The 17,026-nt window shown below is 58.5% G+C and carries 12 protein-coding genes; 3 read left to right on the top strand and 9 right to left on the bottom strand.

Going from position 1 to position 17,026, the window contains the following annotated elements; translation table 11 throughout:
- Positions 1-6: 6 nt before the first annotated feature.
- A complete protein-coding gene (locus F3H58_RS27250) occupies positions 7-1,425 on the bottom strand; it encodes an O-antigen ligase family protein (protein ID WP_188128952.1) in 1,419 nt (472 codons plus the stop codon).
- A gap of 130 nt (positions 1,426-1,555) precedes the next feature.
- Entirely contained in the window at positions 1,556-2,893 is a 1,338-nt protein-coding gene (locus F3H58_RS16240; RefSeq protein ID WP_188128951.1) for an SGNH/GDSL hydrolase family protein, read from the bottom strand.
- A 389-nt stretch (positions 2,894-3,282) separates the two neighbouring features.
- Between F3H58_RS16240 and F3H58_RS16235 the strand changes: the two genes are divergently transcribed.
- On the top strand, positions 3,283-4,431 hold the full coding sequence (locus tag F3H58_RS16235; RefSeq protein WP_149742919.1) for a glycosyltransferase family 4 protein: 1,149 nt from the start codon (positions 3,283-3,285) through the stop codon (positions 4,429-4,431).
- Positions 4,432-4,486: 55 nt separating this feature from the next.
- Positions 4,487-5,587, top strand: a complete 1,101-nt coding sequence (locus tag F3H58_RS16230) for a glycosyltransferase family 4 protein (RefSeq protein ID WP_149742918.1) — start codon at positions 4,487-4,489, stop codon at positions 5,585-5,587.
- A 21-nt stretch (positions 5,588-5,608) separates the two neighbouring features.
- On the opposite strand, the gene F3H58_RS16225 is transcribed toward F3H58_RS16230, so the two are convergent.
- The 7 genes from F3H58_RS16225 to F3H58_RS16195 all read right to left on the bottom strand — a co-directional run bounded on the left by F3H58_RS16225 (position 5,609) and on the right by F3H58_RS16195 (position 15,241).
- Positions 5,609-6,808, bottom strand: coding sequence for a glycosyltransferase family 4 protein (locus F3H58_RS16225; RefSeq protein WP_149742917.1), 1,200 nt, complete (start codon positions 6,806-6,808; stop codon positions 5,609-5,611).
- Between the two features lie 56 nt (positions 6,809-6,864).
- Positions 6,865-8,436, bottom strand: coding sequence for an O-antigen ligase family protein (locus tag F3H58_RS16220; RefSeq protein ID WP_149742916.1), 1,572 nt, complete (start codon positions 8,434-8,436; stop codon positions 6,865-6,867).
- A 79-nt stretch (positions 8,437-8,515) separates the two neighbouring features.
- Positions 8,516-9,193: a hypothetical protein gene (locus tag F3H58_RS16215; RefSeq protein WP_286169638.1), complete on the bottom strand. Its 678-nt coding sequence runs from the start codon at positions 9,191-9,193 to the stop codon at positions 8,516-8,518.
- Positions 9,180-11,438 carry a polysaccharide biosynthesis tyrosine autokinase gene (locus F3H58_RS16210; protein WP_149742915.1) on the bottom strand — a complete coding sequence of 753 codons (2,259 nt, stop codon included), beginning with the start codon at positions 11,436-11,438 and terminating at the stop codon, positions 9,180-9,182. Before F3H58_RS16210 ends, F3H58_RS16215 begins: the two co-directional genes overlap by 14 nt.
- Before the next feature lie 130 nt (positions 11,439-11,568).
- Positions 11,569-12,474 (bottom strand): hypothetical protein, encoded by a 906-nt coding sequence (locus F3H58_RS16205; RefSeq protein WP_149742914.1) that lies wholly within the window; start codon positions 12,472-12,474, stop codon positions 11,569-11,571.
- Positions 12,475-12,654: 180 nt separating this feature from the next.
- Complete coding sequence (locus F3H58_RS16200; protein WP_149742913.1) at positions 12,655-13,767, bottom strand: acyltransferase family protein; 1,113 nt, start codon at positions 13,765-13,767, stop codon at positions 12,655-12,657.
- 145 nt (positions 13,768-13,912) lie between these two features.
- Complete coding sequence (locus F3H58_RS16195) at positions 13,913-15,241, bottom strand: hypothetical protein (RefSeq protein WP_149742912.1); 1,329 nt, start codon at positions 15,239-15,241, stop codon at positions 13,913-13,915.
- Between the two features lie 494 nt (positions 15,242-15,735).
- Here F3H58_RS16195 and F3H58_RS16190 point away from each other — a divergent pair, with 494 nt between their 5' ends.
- Complete coding sequence (locus tag F3H58_RS16190) at positions 15,736-16,971, top strand: glycosyltransferase family 4 protein (RefSeq protein ID WP_149742911.1); 1,236 nt, start codon at positions 15,736-15,738, stop codon at positions 16,969-16,971.
- Positions 16,972-17,026 lie beyond the last annotated feature (55 nt).

Here is a 17,026-nt window from a genome sequence, read left to right as displayed (position 1 = left end):
GTTCGGTCAGAACATAGGTGGACTTAGACCAGGCCTGTTGCCGATGAGATTTGCCTCTTCCCGGTTGCGGGCATTGTCTGCCGTTCCTAGCATCCGCATCATCGTGTTTTTCAGGAAAAGCCTGAAGTCCAGATCAATGGCGGCATAGGCAAGCGCAAGTCCCACATGGGCCATGAAGACGGGGTTGAAATTCAGCTCTTCAAATTGATAGCCGATAATGACGCCGATTGCCGAATAGGCGAAAAAGCCGATTTTCCGTTTCCGGAAAATTGCATAAAAAAGCGCGAAGGCGCTCATGATGCAAAATCCCAACCCGGACGCGTATGCGGTGGCCATAAAACCATTATGTGGCGTACCGATCCTCGATATCCGCGCAAGCTCTTCGTATCGCGCGGTAAATCCTATGCCCAAAGGATGCTGGAACATGACCTGAAAGCCACCTGTGATCGTCTCCCACCGCTCATGCAAGTTGTTGCTGCTATTGCTGTCCTCGAGAAAACGTTTCGAAAAGGCCTGTTCCGCAAAGTCGAAAGCGCCGAGCGGTAAAACGGCGGCGATGACGAGGGCGCACAAGGCAAAACCGAAATAGGTGCTAAGCAGCATTTTGACCGAAAAATTCCGGACGTAGAAATAGAGTCCGATGGCAAGGACGGCAAACACCCCCGAGCGGTTAAGCGTAAGGGTAAAGCTCGCAAGATATACGAGCAGAAACACGGCAAACAGCGCGGGGCGCTTGTGGCGTTCGGCGACATAGGCCGCTGCTGCTCCGGCCAGCGCGAAGACCGGTCCAGCCGTGTTGCCCACGGGCCAGATGCCGCCTGCCTTTTCGACGCGCAAAAGGAGCGGGGTTATCTCACCTTTTGCCGCAAGCTCCAGCACGCCCGCCTCATCGAACATGAAGGACAAACCGAGGGAGGCGAGCTGGTCATGGATGACGATGTCCAGGAAAAGCAGGATCGTCACCGCGATGAAGCCCGCAAATATGCCCCAGCAGAACAGTTCGAGCAGGTTTTCCTTGAACAGCATATAGGCAAAGAACAGAAAATAGACCGCATAAAAATAGGTCATCGCGGTTGTATAAAATTCGCCATCGCCGCGCGCATCGGCAAAGAGCGTCGTGAGAACAAACAGCACCGTCAGCGGGAGAAGATAAAACAGGATAATCGACGGCGTCAGGCAGCGAATGTAAAGCAGGGCGATGACGGGCAGCGTCATCAGCACCAGCATGTCGGTAATATTGAGGAAACGCAGGCCGATATTGCTGGTCGCCACATTGCATTGAATGAAGAAACCAATAGCGAAAACGAATGTCGTGAGAAAGATGCCGGGAATATTGATTGTCTTTGAAGGGTAAAGCGGCATTGCCAAAACAAAACCCGGTATAGCGGGCTGGCGCGATGCCGCATGATTTGCTGGTCTTTTCATCCGCGGTCTCAATCTTTTGTAAGCGGATTTTGACTGTCCACAGGACAGCGCTACCGCGTGGCAATCAATATAATATGGCGACTATTAGTGGGCTCGATGATGTCGCCGCGCAAGATATTTTATCGTTTCGTCATGAGATCAGATTGCCTTTCGGCAAATCCCCTTCGACGGCAATGATCCGCTGAATGTGAACTGGTTCATTTGAGGTGGGCGCGCTGGTACCGAATGCCGGCAGGATTCGCAGATAGAAACTATATCCCGCCGGGTTGATGTCAGGGTCTATGGCGACCCCGTTGGCGATCGCCCACATCCAGCCGCTATTGCCGGCGATGTTGGCACCTCCGAATTGCAGGGCGGAGCAAACGATTGTCCGGACTGCGCCACCGCTTTTCGCAACCAGCGTGACGTAGGGCAAACGCTGCCTCTCGTTGTTTTTATAAAGCACGGCGAAGGAAACGGTCTTGCCGATCATCGCTGCGGCCTCCGCATTGCGGAAATAGCGTGTTAGCCCTGCCGTCTGGCTACCATTGGCATAGAGCGCGAGGCTGCTGGTGAAGAATGGGGAAAAAATGATGTCGGCGATTTTCGTGGCGGAACCCGGCGCGACTGAACTCCAGCCTGTCGGAACGGAACCAGTCCAATCGGTGAAATCGCCATTGCCGATGAGATTGGCGGCAGGCAGCTTCGGCCAGCAAGGTGTCTGGAAGCTGTTATTGCGTGCCGATCCCAGATAGGAATCGAACAGGGTCCGGGCGATTAGCCGGGAGCCCGCCTCGTTCGGGTGGATATTGTCCCGATAAAGGGCGGCGTCCTTGCCCTTCGCCAGAAATGCGGCATGCGTATCCACCAGCGTGAGGTTCGGATGGGCTCGGGCCAGGTCGAGGATTGCCTGATAGACCTTGTCGTAACCCGTCCCATCCCGCCACGGGTTCTGGGTGGTGATGAGTTGTGGAGCGTTTGGCCACTGCCATTCGGTCATTCCCAGCGGTCCGAGCAGGGTGGATCGTCCGGAGCTCAAAATGCCGCCGTACGCTTCGAAGGTCTGCATATTGTGGCCCTGATGCATGATGCAGAGATCGGGACGGGGAATCTTCAGCGCTGCTGCGCGCTGTTCCGCAAGCATGTAACCCGCCATGCCGCCGGGCAGCGTCGCAAGATAGAGCGTCAGCGTCGCCTCCTTGCCGGCGCGCAGCGTGACCGGGGCCGCATAGGTTTTTGGCCCGGTGGCGGCGCTCGTCTCCCATTCCGCCCAACGGTATAAAACAACAGTCGTATCGTGCAGATCGCCGAGCATCATCGCAAATTGTTGAAATGGTCCGGCTTCGGCATGGGCGGTGCTGTCGCCGTTCACGAAGATCGTGGCATTCTGGCCGGCTGCCAGACGGACCCGCAAGGGCGAGAACGCGGGAAGGGAAAAACCGATGTCACCCATGTTTCGGGGACGTATGCCGAGCGTTAAGCCGATCATGCGACCACCTCTTCCGTTCGCGCCGTATATATGCATATGTTGTGTTCGGGCGGTGTCATCGTTCGTTCTCCTGGTCTGGCTTCAGCATAGTTCCGCCACGAGGACCGGGGAAAAGTGCCGGGCGCGAAACAGAAAACAGCGCATGAAAACGAGCGTCAGGAATTTTTCTTTGATTTCGCTTGAAGTGTGAAAATAGAATATTATTCTACTTATTATTGTTATTATTGAATTTTATTGTGAATAAAGGTTTTGATGCTGGTGTTTTTATCTAGCGATATGCGTTTCCACTTAGCTTTCGGGCAGCTCCGTTCTTTCCGCCGGCCGGCTCGTCATGCCCGCAATCATAGACAGACGCATCGTGGGTCCTCTCATCCGGCAGGGGAGATGTCATGACATCTGCTCTTTTCGTCAGCCATACCGGAGAGAAGGGCGGCGCCGAACTTTTTCTGACGGACCTCGTCAAGGCTGGCCCGCACTCCTGGCGCGCCTGTTTTCTCAGTGGTGGTGCGGCCGCAGATGATCTCGTTGATGCAGGGCGAGTTCCGATCATGCTGTCTGCCGGAGAAAAAATGCTGTCGATCCGCCGCAACGCGTCCTTCGGGGCTTTGTTGCGCGGAGCGGCCGACGTGATGGCGGTTGCCTGGCAATTGAGCCGGGAGGCGAGGCACTATGATGTGATCTGCGCCAACTCGCAAAAGGCGCTTTTTGTCTGCGCCTTGGCCGCGAAGCTCAGCCGCCGGCCGCTTGTCTGGATTTTACACGATATCGTCACCGATCCGGCTTTCAGCGCTACCAATCGCCGCGCCTCGCTGGCATTTGCGCGCCTTTTCGCCAGGCTGGTGGCTGTCAATTCCGAAGAGACGGGCCGGGCTTTCATCGAGGCCGGCGGCGAGGCGGATAAGGTTCGCATCGTTTACAACGGCTTCGACCCTGCGAAAGCAAGGCTTCACGAGCCTGGCGTCGCCGCGCGGCTGCGTGCGGAACTGGGCCTTGGTCCGCAACCGCTTGTCGGCCTTTTTGGCCGGCTGAGCGAATGGAAGGGACAGCATGTGTTTCTGGACGCGATTGCGGCGATGGAGGGCGTGCAGGCGGTCATCGTCGGCGGTGCGCTTTTCGGGCAGGAGGCCTATGAAGCGCGCATCCGCGAACAGGCGTCCCGTCTCGGTCTCGAGGGTCGCGTCCGTTTTCTCGGTTTCCGCCCGGATGTGCCGGAACTGATGGCGGCGATGGATGTGGTTGCTCATACCTCGATTGTTGCCGAGCCTTTCGGCCGTGTGGTGGTGGAGGCAATGATGTGCGGGCGTCCGGTTGTCGCCACGCGCGGCGGCGGTGTTACCGAAATCATCCGTGACGGCGAAACCGGCCTTCTCGTGCCGCCGGGGGATGCATCGGCGCTGGCAGCGGCGATCGGCTGTGTCCTGTCGCAACCAGCACTGGCGGAAAGGCTGGCGCAAAAGGGGCAGGAGGATGTGCGCCAGCGTTTCTCGCTGGAGGAAACCTGCCGCTCCGTTTCCGCGCTGCTGACGGAGGCGGCGTGAGGTTTCGCTCGGCGATCGACAGGAACAGGCAATGCCGGCAGGCGGAAGGATCAGGATGCGCATTCTCGTAAACATGCCGAGCCAATATGGTGGCAAGGCCTCTGGTGTGGCCCGCGTGACCTTCAGCCTGCTGGAGCGGCTGCTGGAGCAGACGGGTGATGACTATGTTCTGCGCTCTCCCTGGACGCGGGCGCAACTGCCTGAAAACCTGCGCGACAGCCGGTTGCAGCTCATCGAGACTCCACGGCCGCGCGTCATGGTTTTCGATGTGGTGCGTCAGGCCGCGATGCTGCCCGCGCTCTGCCGCCGGCACGGTATCGATGTGCTTTTTAATGCCGATCCTTTCGGAAGTCCCCTCGGGGGCAAACGGCGTCTCACCCTTGTTCATGATCTTTATTTCAAAACGATTCCCGAACAGATCGGCTGGCGGGCGACCCTGACGACCGATTTCATCTTCAAGCTGATGATGGCCGGTTCGGATCGGGTCATCTGCGTATCCGAAGCGACGCAGAAGGATCTGGGGCGTTTCTATCCAGCCGCTGCCGATAAGAGCATCACCATTCATTCCGATAGCACACTGAATGTCGATCCCGGGGTTTTCGACACGGTGTCGTCTGTTCCCGGACGCTACATACTGGCGGTCGGAAACGCGACGTCCAATAAGAATTTCGCTCTCCTGGGCAAAGCCTTTACCATACTCGGTAAAAAATGGCCGGATTTGCGCATCGTGCATGTTGGCCGCGACGAGGCGGAGGAAATCGCCGGTGCGCTGGACGATCCGGAGCTGCAGGGCCGGGTGATCCGGCTTTCCGGCATAGATGACCGGCAACTGGCCGAACTTTACCGACACGCAGCCTGCCTTTGCGTCCCCTCCACTTATGAAGGCTTCTGCCTGCCGGTGCTGGAAGCCCAGCAGCTGGGATGCCCGGTCGTCTGCTCCAATCGTTCGGCAACACCGGAGATTGCCGGCGAAGGCGCCCTGACCTTCGATCCGGCGGATGCTCAGAGCCTTGTCGACACGCTTGAGCGACTTTTGGACAATCCGGAACTGGCAGAAAATCTCCGCCAGGCGGGTTATGAAAACCGCAAATTATATTCGTGGCGGAAGGCGGCGGAGAGCTACGCGCGGCTTTTCAAGCAAGGGGCCGCAGCCTGAAGATGGACGCTGTCGTCACGGTCATGCGGTTTTGCACACATCCGCATAGAGCTTCTCATACGCCGCGACGACCCCTTTGGGCTCAACGCCTTGACGAATTCGCTCCCGGGTTTCAGGTGTTTCCGCAAGCATGGCGGGATTGCGCATCGCCTCTGCCATGCGTGCGGCCAGTTCGGCGGCATTGCCCGGGGCGAACAGGTGTTCCGGCCTGTCCGCGCCGATCTGTTCGGCGACACCCGCAATATTTGAGCCGATGACGGGTATGCCGCGCAAAATGGCTTCAGCGACGGTGCGGCCGAACGCCTCCGGCCATAGGGGCGGCACGATGAGGCAATCTATGCCGGCGAAGAAACGATCGGCCTCCACATAGCCCGGAAATTCGACAGGCAGGCCGGCTGCCTTTTGCTGATAGGCCTCGATGCCATCCGGCGCGCGGCCCGCCATGACCGCCCGCCAGCCCTGCGGCGGCAAAAGCCGCAACGCTTCTATCAGCAAGTCAGCCCCTTTCGCCGCTTCGATGCGGCCCAGATAGCCGAAAACCAGCGGTTCGCCGGGCGTGCGGGGAATGCGCGGTTCTGGCGAAACGGGCGGTGAGATGGCATTCCAGATCACCGTGCGGCGGTTTTCGGGAACATGGGTGAAAAAACCGGCCCGCACGTGGCGTTCGACGATATCGCGACCGACGCCGGCGACCGCATCGAGTGCGCATTGGCAACGCCGGTGGAGATAAGAAAAGGCACGGCATTTTTTGCTGCTGCCATCGCAGATATGCCCGTCATGAAACAGGGAACCATTGGTGCACATGCTCGTGAAATCATGCAGCGAATGAACCAGCGGAACGCCGCGCTTGCGAATCATCGGCCAGATCAGCGGCGTCAGTTCCGATAGCGAATGGGTATTGACCACGTCCGGCCGGAAATCATCGATGACACGCGCAAGCCGGCGAACGAGGCGCGGATCCAGCTGCACAGCGATCTTATAGTATTTTCGCTTCCATTCCGGTTGTTGCCCCCAGTCGCCGATAAAGAACGGCGTGGTATGCCCGAGGCGGTGAATGGTGAAACCGTCGCGTTGTTGTGCTGCCTGCTCTTCACGCGAGATGGCGGCCACCGCGACGGTGTGCCCCTTATCCGCAAGTCGACGCGCAAGGTCTTCCACGAATATTTCAGCACCGCCCACCCGATCCGGAGAAAACAGCGAGGTTACTTGCAATATCCGCATGCTCAAATTCCTGCGCGTTCAAGATCACGAAACCTGTTTTGCATTCGTAAAATACGTTATTGCAGACGAAGCGGCGTTTGTACTGTCTGGCCTGAATGGCCCGGCGCCGGCATTGCAGCGTCTTCCGGAAATTGTCTCCGCCGTTTGCGGCCTTCCCGCTCCATTCCCGGCGGGTTCAGGCAAAGCGTGACGACCGGGGCGAGGAAAACGGCATAGGCCATCGCAAAGCCTGGAATCTGCAGTGAAAAATCAAGCGTCGAATGCAGCAGGACGAGTAGCAGCGCGGCAAGGCCCAGATGAGAGGCATAACGATAATTTCTGCGTTTCAGTGCCCCGCGAACGAAAATCACCAGTTGGATGAGCACAAAAAAAGCGAGATAAAACGGGAAGGCCGCACCGAGTGTCAGCAGCCCTTCGGCGTAGACGTTGTGGGCATGGGTGACGACGGCGTCCACCCCGCACCGCGCCACATGATAGGGCGCATAGACTTCCGTAAAGCTTGCAAGGCCCGACCCCTGCGGCCAATTGTCGGCGATGGCGCGGGCGATGCCCGGCATGTAGCAGAAGCGCATATCGTCTTCCAAACGCGTTTCCATGCGAAGCGCCACCCGGTTGGCGAAAAGCGCGAAGAGGGCGATGGCGATTGCGATCAGGAGCGCGGCACGACGTCTCGTCCCGCGCTGCCTGCGCCGGCTGGAGGCTCCATTGCGGCCGGCTCTGGCGGGGGAGTTGAAGACAATCAGCAGGATCAGGACAATCAGCGCTGCGAGGCTTGAGCCGATCCCCGCACGTGATCCCGTCAACATTAACGCGATGAAACAAAAGCCCGCGAGGACAGCGAGAAAAGCGGCCCTGCGGATAAGCTGTTTCTGCTCCGCCGGCACGGTCAGGCGATTTGCCACGAGCGCCTTTACCTTGGCCCAATCCGGAGCGAGGAGGCTTTTGTGTAATAGTGCGGCGAGCGTGAGAAGGATGAGACCGAAGAAGGTCGCGGCGGTATTGCGGTTGACAAAAAGGCCGGTAAGGCTGCCGAGGTAGAAGCGCTTCTGGATGAGGCCGAGAGCTTCGGGGAAAAGCACGAATTGCACGATGGAAAACAGCGCGAGCCAGCCACCGGCAATTGCGAACCATCGCAGCGTCTTTGCCGCACGCTCGTCGCTATCGAAAAGCACGAGGCCGGCCATGAAGGCGCCGAAGGGCAGGGCGGCGCTCATGAGGCCGAGCCGGTCATCCGCAGGCGTCAGCGAGATTGTGGCGGCTGGCGCATTCTGCATGAACATGGCGGCGATGGACCATGCCGGATTGAGGCGCGCGATGCCGGGTATGGAGGAGGTCTGCAACAGCACCTGAACGATGAGCGCTCCCAATAAAAGGCAGGCTGCCGCGAGTACCTTGCCCGCACCGGCCTTCGGTGGTCCGAACAGGAGGATTGCTGGCACCAGCAGGAGATAGATCCCGGCCGTGACGACGATGCGACTTTCTATTTCCGTTGCGCCCCTATTGAGAAGCGCCAGCAGAAATATTGCCCAGAATGCGACTATTGCGACCGGCCGGACATAGTCCCGAACCGCCACCGGTGAGGGTTGCGAGGAGGAGAGCGGTTCTGATCGGGCTTCGGTGAGCGACATATCTTTGGGCTTTGTCAGAATTGTTTGTGGTGGCTATGCCGCGAATATCGACGAGGCCCAGCCGTTTCATTATTTCAGATCATGACAGCGGCGCGGGACGTTTTGTGTCTGCCGGCGGTGGCTTTGGGCAGACTTCCGCCAGTGTCCATCGCAGGATTTCTCCCTGTCTGCCGCAGACGACGGCCGTGTCCGCCTCGCGGGCCGCCTCGGCCTCGGGCAAGGTGTTCTTCGGAAACTGCTGCCACATCACGAAACGCCCACGGATCAGATTGGCATCGGCAGGTCCATAGAGCTGGGAGAAATTCATCAGCACGGCGACTTCCATGGGCGAGGCGTTGCGCAGCGAGCGAACCATGGCAAGACGCAGCCAGACATCGCCATTTGCGGGAAAACAAGAGAGCGAATGGCGAATAAAGGTCTCGGCAAAACCGAGACGCGCCGCGCCGGAATCGGATGCCGGATCGACGCCATTTGCATCGAGATCGGCTAGAACGAGCCTTAGTCCGGCTTTGACGATATCCGAACGGCAGATTTTTTCGCTAACGATGGGCTGAAGTTCAGGGACAGTTTCCGCAAGGAGATCAGGCGCGAGGCCATTATTGTCGTCGGCGATACGCGCCAATGCGACAATATCGGAAAAACGCCGGCTTTGCGAAAAGGCATGCGCCGCGACGGACAGGACAAAGATGGAAATGACGAGGACCGGTACGACCGCGAGGATTTTCCGCAGGCGCATCACGCCATCACGTCTGGTCATGGTAATATCGTGTATAGCGCGAATGATAATATTCGCTCGAACCATAGGCGCGATAAAGCTTCAGCTTTTCGGTGTCCACCTTGTTGAGGATGACGCCGAGGCACTTCTTGCGGATATGAACCTCATTCTCCACCGTGTTTCGCACCGCCCTGCGGGCGGTTTTGCCCCATTCGGTGACGAAGATGAAACCGTCGATCCGCCCCGCCATGGCGCGGGCATCGACCACAGGCCCGAGCGGGGGCAGGTCGACGATGATATAGTCGAAAGCATTGCTAGCTTCGGCCAGGAGCTTGTGCATTTGCGCCGAGGTCAGCAGTTCCGAGGAATGAGGGACACGCTGTTTGACCACCGTGGGCAGGAAAGCGAGACGTGTCTTTTCGTCACGAAGCAGCACATCCTGCACGCTGCGGCCTTCCAGCAATACTTCGAGCAGGCCCTCGTTCGCGTGACGCGCCATGGCGCGCGTGGCGCCGGGATTGCGAATATCGGCATCCAGCAACAGGACCCGCGCACCCTGACCGGCGAGCAGTTGAGCCAGATTGATGGAGATCGTTGATTTCCCTTCGCTCGGCAAGGCCGAGACGACACCGACAATCCGCGCTCCGCTTTTGGCGGGAATGCCGAGATCGATGGCAAGCCTGGTGCTGCGCAGGGTTTCGGCGAAGGAGGAGAGCGGATGGTCGACCGCGTAGCGCGCAACGCTGGTGGGGCGCGTCAGGGCCGGATGGCCGCCTTCCTGATCTTCCACTATGGCCTTGTTCTGGATGAGAGGGGTATTGCCGAGGAATTCCAGCCCGAGAACGTCTCGAACCTGTTCCCCGGTGCGGAAAAAACGATCCCGGAATTCGCGGAACACGGCAATGCCGCCGCCGGCTGCGGCGCCCATGATCATGAACAGGGCCAAAATCATGGTTTTATTCGGCTTGCTCGGAATTCTGGGCGGCATCGCCTTGGAAATCACGCGCGCTTCCGTCACGGGGAAGGATTGCTGCTGCATCGCTTCCTGATATCGCTGCAGGAAGGTCTGGTACATATTCTTGTAGGTTTCGGCCTCGCGCTGCAATTCGCGCAGCTGAACCTGTGTCTCGCTGGCCGAGTTGCTGATGTCGGTCGCCTTGGCGACACTTTCGGCGAGCGATTTTTCCCTTGCTTCGGAGACTTCCAGATCGCTTTTGTAACTTTGCGCGATGCGGCTGATTTCCTGGAACATCAACCGCCGGTATTCCTGCATTTCATTGCGCAGACGCACCGCCTGAATGTGGTTGCTGCCGAGCCTGCTGGTAATTTCCGCCTCAGTCTTGGAGGCTTCGAGATATTTTTTGCGCAGATCGTTGGCGACCGAGCTGTCGAGAATATCGGTAACGACCGCATCGACATCGTCGGTGGCGAGAATATGTTCGATGCGTTGCACCCGCGCCCGCGCCCTGGCCGTTTCCGACTGCGCCAAAATCAGCGCGCTGTTGGATTCCGCCAGCTGCTGATCGGAGAGCAGGCCGTCATTGCCGGTCGAGATCAGATTATGTTCGGCGCGAAACTTCTGCACGGCCAGATCGGTTTCGAGCGCCCGCTGGCGCAACTCGGCAATACGGTCGGACAACCAGTCGCTGGCCCGCCGCGTCGCCTCGTATTTGGAATTCAGCTTGTCCACCAGATAGGCCGAGGCCACGGCGTTGACGATCTGCGCCGCGAGAACCGGCGATGTCGAATTATAGGTGAGTTCAAGCGCGTAGGTTCGGCCGATGCGCTTGACGCTGAGGCCGTTGAGCAGCTGGTCCGACAGCGATCTCTTCAGGGTTCCATCGTCAACCACCGCCTCTTTTTTCTTCGCTGGCGAGAACCATTGCGAAACATTGACGAGCGAGCGGACGGTGCCGAATATCGAGCTTAGAAGTGATGCGCGTGTTGCCCTGAATTCCTGATTTTCCGTGAGGTTGAGACTATCGACAACGGCAAGCCCGATGGTTTCCGATTGCAGGACCTCTACCTGGCTGAGAATGGAAGCTTCATCCTCTATGACGCCGCCGATCGTCGAAAGCTGTTCGACAATCTGGCTGTTGTTGCGGTCGATCAGCAGGGTCGCCGTCGCCGAATAGATCGGAACGGCCGTTGCGGCAAAAGCGAGGCCGATTGCCCCGGCGACTGCGACGGCGGCGAGCACGATGCGCCACTGCCGGCGGATCATCGCAAGAACGGCGTCGATATCGATAAATTCGGCCGTCAGCCCGCTTTTATCGTAGTCAGCCATCGTCAGGGGATCGTGCCTTTGTAACAACTGTCAGCCTCGCTCTTTTCGGCGGGCGCAGGGCCCGCCAAGTCACGGTTGCATCACAGAACTGGCGGCAGCCTTCCTCACGGGAAAGGCGATAAAGCCAAACTCAAACGGGACTTGTGCTGACAGGCGTGGTGGTGCTGCCGGTCGAGAAGAAATTATTGATCGTGGTGAAGGACGTGCCGCTGCCACCTGTCGTTCCGCCACTGCCGCCGCCGCCGCCTACGGGTGCACTGCCGCCACCCGCCTGAGCGGTTCCCTCTGCGGCGCCTGCCGTTCCCGAGCCGCCGATGCTGTTGGCGTTTGCCGGCGAGGAACCGGCGCCGCCGATCGGCGAGGCCGCCGCTGCGGCAGCCGCAGGGGCGGCCGGACCGGCAGCCGTTCCCTCGATATTCTCGCTAAAGGCGATCAGCAGATCGGCGGGCACGTTGGCGCCCTTTGTCTGCAACTGGATGGCGGCTGCGAGTATCGTGTTGCCGTTCCTCATCGCGGTGGCGTGGGCAAGCGCCAGACCTTCTCCGACGACTTCGGAGAAGTCCTTGTTGCCGACCTTCTGGGCCAGTGCGACGATGGTGGGCAACTGGCCGGAGTCACTCAGGATGAGGCCGGACAGCTGTTCGGAGAACTGCGCCGCGCTGGTGGAAACGGCGATGATCGGAAACCCGCTCGTCACTTTTCCGGTTACGTCGGCCGTTGCCGCATCCGTGCTGGAAGCGATGGTGACCAGATCCATGATCATTCCCTGCGTCGGAGACTGCTTGAACAGTTCCGCTGCGGCAATCGAAACCGTGTCCGGATTGGTGGTGTTGACGCGGCTCAGAAATGCAGCGGTGGTTTCATCGGCGGCCTTGACGGGCGCGCCTGTTGCGGCGCTCTCAACCGAGGGCGCCTGCTGCGGTGCGGCCGGCGGTGCGGTTTCCACGTTCTGTGCGTTTGCGACAGCGGAAAAGAGACCCATGCTGGCAATAAACATCGCACCAACGAGCATCGAGCCGTTACGAATGCGGGGCATCCAACTCTCCAAATCTTTTAAAATACGACTTTAAATACATCCAATGCCGGGCAAGGTTACCCAACATCTAAAATTTCTTTTTAAATCGCACAGCCCAAGCAAAGGATCAAGCGCTAAAATAAACCTGCGGCGGAAACCCTCAGCTATTGTTAACGGCCGCCTTGCCTTTCTCCGGTTTGTTCATGACACGGCGACTTTCCGTGGCGATGTTATCAGCCGGTCACGCAGCCAGATATTGGCCGGCGTTTCGACAAGGACGTGGAAGGTGTGGGCTATGGCGACGGTGCTGACGACGATGACGAGATAAACGAGGTTGCTCCACTCGGGCGGGAAAGTAACGCCGCCGAGCGCAATCTTGAAGCCCCGGAAAATAAACGGGTGCAGCAGGTAAAGCGCATAGGAAGAATCGCCGAGTTTTGCCAGCGGCCATGCGAAACGGGGCAGGGAGATGTTTCTGGTCAAGGTCGCCGCCGCCATCAGCAAAATCGCGCCGCCGCCGAAAACCAGCAGCCGCGAAAAGGAATAACAGCCGGGATCGCACTGGAATCCGATCCTGCTCAGATCGGTCAGCATCCAGATCGCCAGGCCGCACAGGGCCGTTGCAAGCCCGAGCAGGGGCGGTAGGCGAACGCCTCGCAGGAAGAGGACCGCAATGAACATGCCTGCGACGAATTCGAGAATGATCGGCTGGAACCAGAAGCTGAACGGCAGGCCGAGATCGAAGGCGGAGCCGATCATGACGGCGGCAAACAGCACGCCGGCTGTCGTGAATACCGCCCGCTCCAGCGGCAGGAAGATGAACGCTGCGAAAACGATGTAAAAGAACATCTCGTAATTCAGCGTCCAGCCGAGATCGATCAGCGGAAACGGATAGGCGTCGCCATAACCCATGCTGTCATAGGGAATAAACAGGTAGGAGGTGAGGATCGACTGTAACGGCGGAAAGGCTTTTGCACTGATAATGGTCACGCTAGCGGCCATGGCAAGCCGCAGGGTCAGCACAAACCAGTAAAGCGGGACGATGCGCAGGAACCGGCGCAGCAGAAACGCGGAACGACCGCCTGTTGCGGCGAAATAGGGCCGGGATGCATAAACGATGACGAAGCCGGAAATGACGAAAAACAGGTCGACACCGCCGCCAAGCCTCAGCAGATGCAGTGGGAAAAGCGTGAATTGCCAGTTCACGTCCGCGTGCAGCGCAACAATCATGGTTGCCGCGAGGGCGCGCATCACCTGAAGAACATCAAGACGTTGCGCCCCTGCAGCGGGCGCTTCTTTAAAGTTTTTCATCATCGTCAATCTATAAAAATAAAGATATATTTGGTATTATATTGCGGCCGCTCTTACGGGGCCAGAAGTCCAGTATTCAAGCAGGCTATCATGCAATGGACGGACGCGATACACACAATTTTGCGGTGCGGCATTTCCTCCGCGCCATTCAGAAAACTTCCAGAACCGTAAGCTGGTCGCTGACCGAAAGCCGGTATTGTCCGCTTTCCTGTGTGATTGTCTGCTGGCTAACGGAGCCGTCATCGCGGAAACGGTGTGCGATAACCTGACTATGCTGGCCGGCCACCGAAAATGTCGCAACCCGTTCGGCGGGCGGGTTTTCGATGCGGGCCGGCCATTGCCAGCCGGAAATTCCAAGCCAGACAGGCACGAGCAAAGCACCGTCCGGTCTCGCCAGATGAAGCGACAACCTTTGGGAATCGGCAGTGAGGAAATCGAGCTGTCGTTCCTCCGGTCCGGTTTGCCGTTCTGCCCTGCAGAGGGAAAGAAGGGCGCGAACGGCCCCGTAAGCCGGGGTGCGGCTCAGATCGTGGCGCAGGAGGCCGAAGGAGGATTCCGGGTTTGTCTGATCGGCGGCGAAGCTTGAAACCATTTCATAGATGTAGGACCGGCGGATACCGCTGATGAAGCACCAGAGCAGCATGCGCGGCATATAGCGCGCCTTGATGCCTTCGGTGACGGGGAAATGAAATGTCTTGGTTTGCAGCGAGGTATGGTAGCCCATTTCCGTGGCGAGCACCGGCCTGCCGGCCGCTATATGCGCCGAAGCGGCGATGGATTTCGAGAGCGCCCCCGGACCCGTGGTTTCGGGGTGCTCCATCCCGGCATAAGCGTGGATATTGCCGTAGTCGCAGGCATTTTTCAGGTCCAGCGCCAGCGCTCTGTTCGACAGGACATAGCTTGGCGCCGCAACGGGCACCGCATTCAGGCGCGGAACCGAGCGGATGGTGTCGTGCAGCGCCGCCTGATGCTCCGCCGAAATACGCGGAGCATTTTGCGGGTCCTTCGTCAGGTTAGGCTCATTGCTGCCCTCGAAAATATCGATACCCGCGTCACACCAGTCGTAGAAATCCGCCAGCCTGTCGAGCGGCGTGGAAACGTAAGGGTTGAGATTGTCGTAACAGATGATGGTGAGGCGAACGCCTGCCGCTACGATCCGGCGCAGCCGCCGAAAGACGGGGCTGTCGCGACTGTCTCTCGTGGTGATGAGCCCGTCATCGCGCAAATGCCGGACACCCAGTGCTTCGAGTTCGGGCACGATCCGCTCGAACTGTTCCGGATAGATGCCCGTGGGGCGGGTGAAGTGGCCGCACACCCCTACGCTGTCCAGAAAGACTTCGGTACTGGCCGAAGCAACCGTCTGCGCCCGTGCGGGAATGGCCTGCAAACCGGAGGCGGCGACCAATGCAAGCGGCGCGGCTGAAAGCAGGTTGCGCCGTGTCAGGCTGCCCATGGCTATCGGCGTTTTTCCATTCATCTGCGCCTCCTGGTATCTCCGAAGAAAATATAAACCAGACGTCATCACATGGACGTCACCGCTTAAATGGCGATGATGCCTCTCAACACGTTGAGATCAGAATGTCCTGGAAGTTTTCGGCATCTATAATTGCCTTGAAATCTATGTGTTTGAAATAAAACAGATATTATCAACTGGAATATAATCACGAGCAGCAATGCAACCGATTTCCCCCGATCGCCTGCACTTTAAAGTGGCTAAACCGTAACACGAGACCGGTTCTTTTCGCAACACCGCATGGCTTTTGCCGCGCCGCGAAAAAAATCACTTGAAATAGCGTCGATTCCCGTGCTTTTTGAAAAGTAGATTTTGGTAATTCATATTTTCAAACATTAGTTCTGCTCCGGCTCTTTTATTTTCGCAGATGTCTCACTGGTCTCCTGGAGTGAAGGGAGACGAACGAGCCCGGGATGGACGCCATAGATTTTCGATGAAGGAAAACAGAGCGTATCCGCATGAGAATTCTCCATCTTAGCAGCCTTTATCCGCCGCATATCGTTGGTGGATGCGAACGCTCGGTCGAACATCTCGCCGAGGAACTCGTTTCCATGGGACATACCGTCGGCGCCGCCTGTATCGAGCGGCAGGCCGAACCGAAAACCATGCGCAACGGCGTCTCCGTCTACCGCATGTTCCACAATAACGATTTCTGGCTCGAGGACTGGCCGCAATATTCGCCGCAGCAGCGGCGCATGCAGAAACTCAAGCAGCAGTGGAATTTCGACGTCGAAAAGCAGTTCGAAGCCGTTCTCGACGATTTCAAACCTGACGTTCTCAACACCCACTCGCTTCTGGATGTGACGACGCTGGTGTGGCGGGCGGCGCATAAGCGCGGCATTCCGATCGTTCACACGATCTGCGAATATGATCTCCTGTGCGGCAATGCCGCCATGTTCAAGGGCGGCAAGCCCTGCGAGCACATACATCTCGGCTGCCAGGCGGTGAATTTCACCAAGAAATTCACCCAGCGCTATATCGGTGCTGTCGCAAGCGTCGGCACGGAAATCCTCAAGACGCATGTCAATCACGGGCTTTTCCACCACATTCCGGAAAGCCTGCGCCGCGTCATCTTTTATTCCTGCACGGTTCCCGAGGGCGATCCCGTCGCCCGCCGGCAGATCGACCGCACTGGCCGGCCGCTGACCTTCGGTTATATCGGCCGTATCAATACGGAAAAAGGCGTCGGCAACATGGTCGATGCCTTCAAGGAAATCGGTCACGGCAACTGGCGCTGTCTGGTCGCCGGCCATGCGATGGACGATTCCATCGAACGCTTCACGGCTCAGGCCGGCGATCTGCCGATCGAATTCGTCGGCTGGGCGAAACCGAAAGAGTTTCTCGACGAGATCGACGTGCTCATAGTTCCTTCCTTCTGGGCGGAGCCTTCGCCACGCACGATCTACGAGGCTTATGCCATGGGCGTGCCGGTCATCGGCGCAGCCTCCGGCGGCATTCCGGAGCTGATTGGCGAGACCAACCATGACTGGCTGTTCGAGCCGGGCAACGCCAGCGACCTTGCTGCCCGTATCCGCCGCGTGCTGACGCTCTCGCGCGAAGAATTGCCGACGGAAGCGGATTTCGGAAACATCGTCGAGGAATCCACCTCGCGGCGAGTGGGTGAGAATTACGTGAAGCTCTACGAGGACGTCCTGACGCGCTACAGGCAAAGCCGAACCCTGCGTGCATCTTAACCGGCAACGGACCCGGTCCGTTGAAGCGGTTTTCTTCGAAGGAGAGAGCATATGG

Source organism: Rhizobium sp. NFACC06-2, assembly GCF_900101425.1.
GTDB lineage: Bacteria > Pseudomonadota > Alphaproteobacteria > Rhizobiales > Rhizobiaceae > Agrobacterium > Agrobacterium leguminum.
This window is presented reverse-complemented; position numbering and strand designations above follow the sequence as displayed.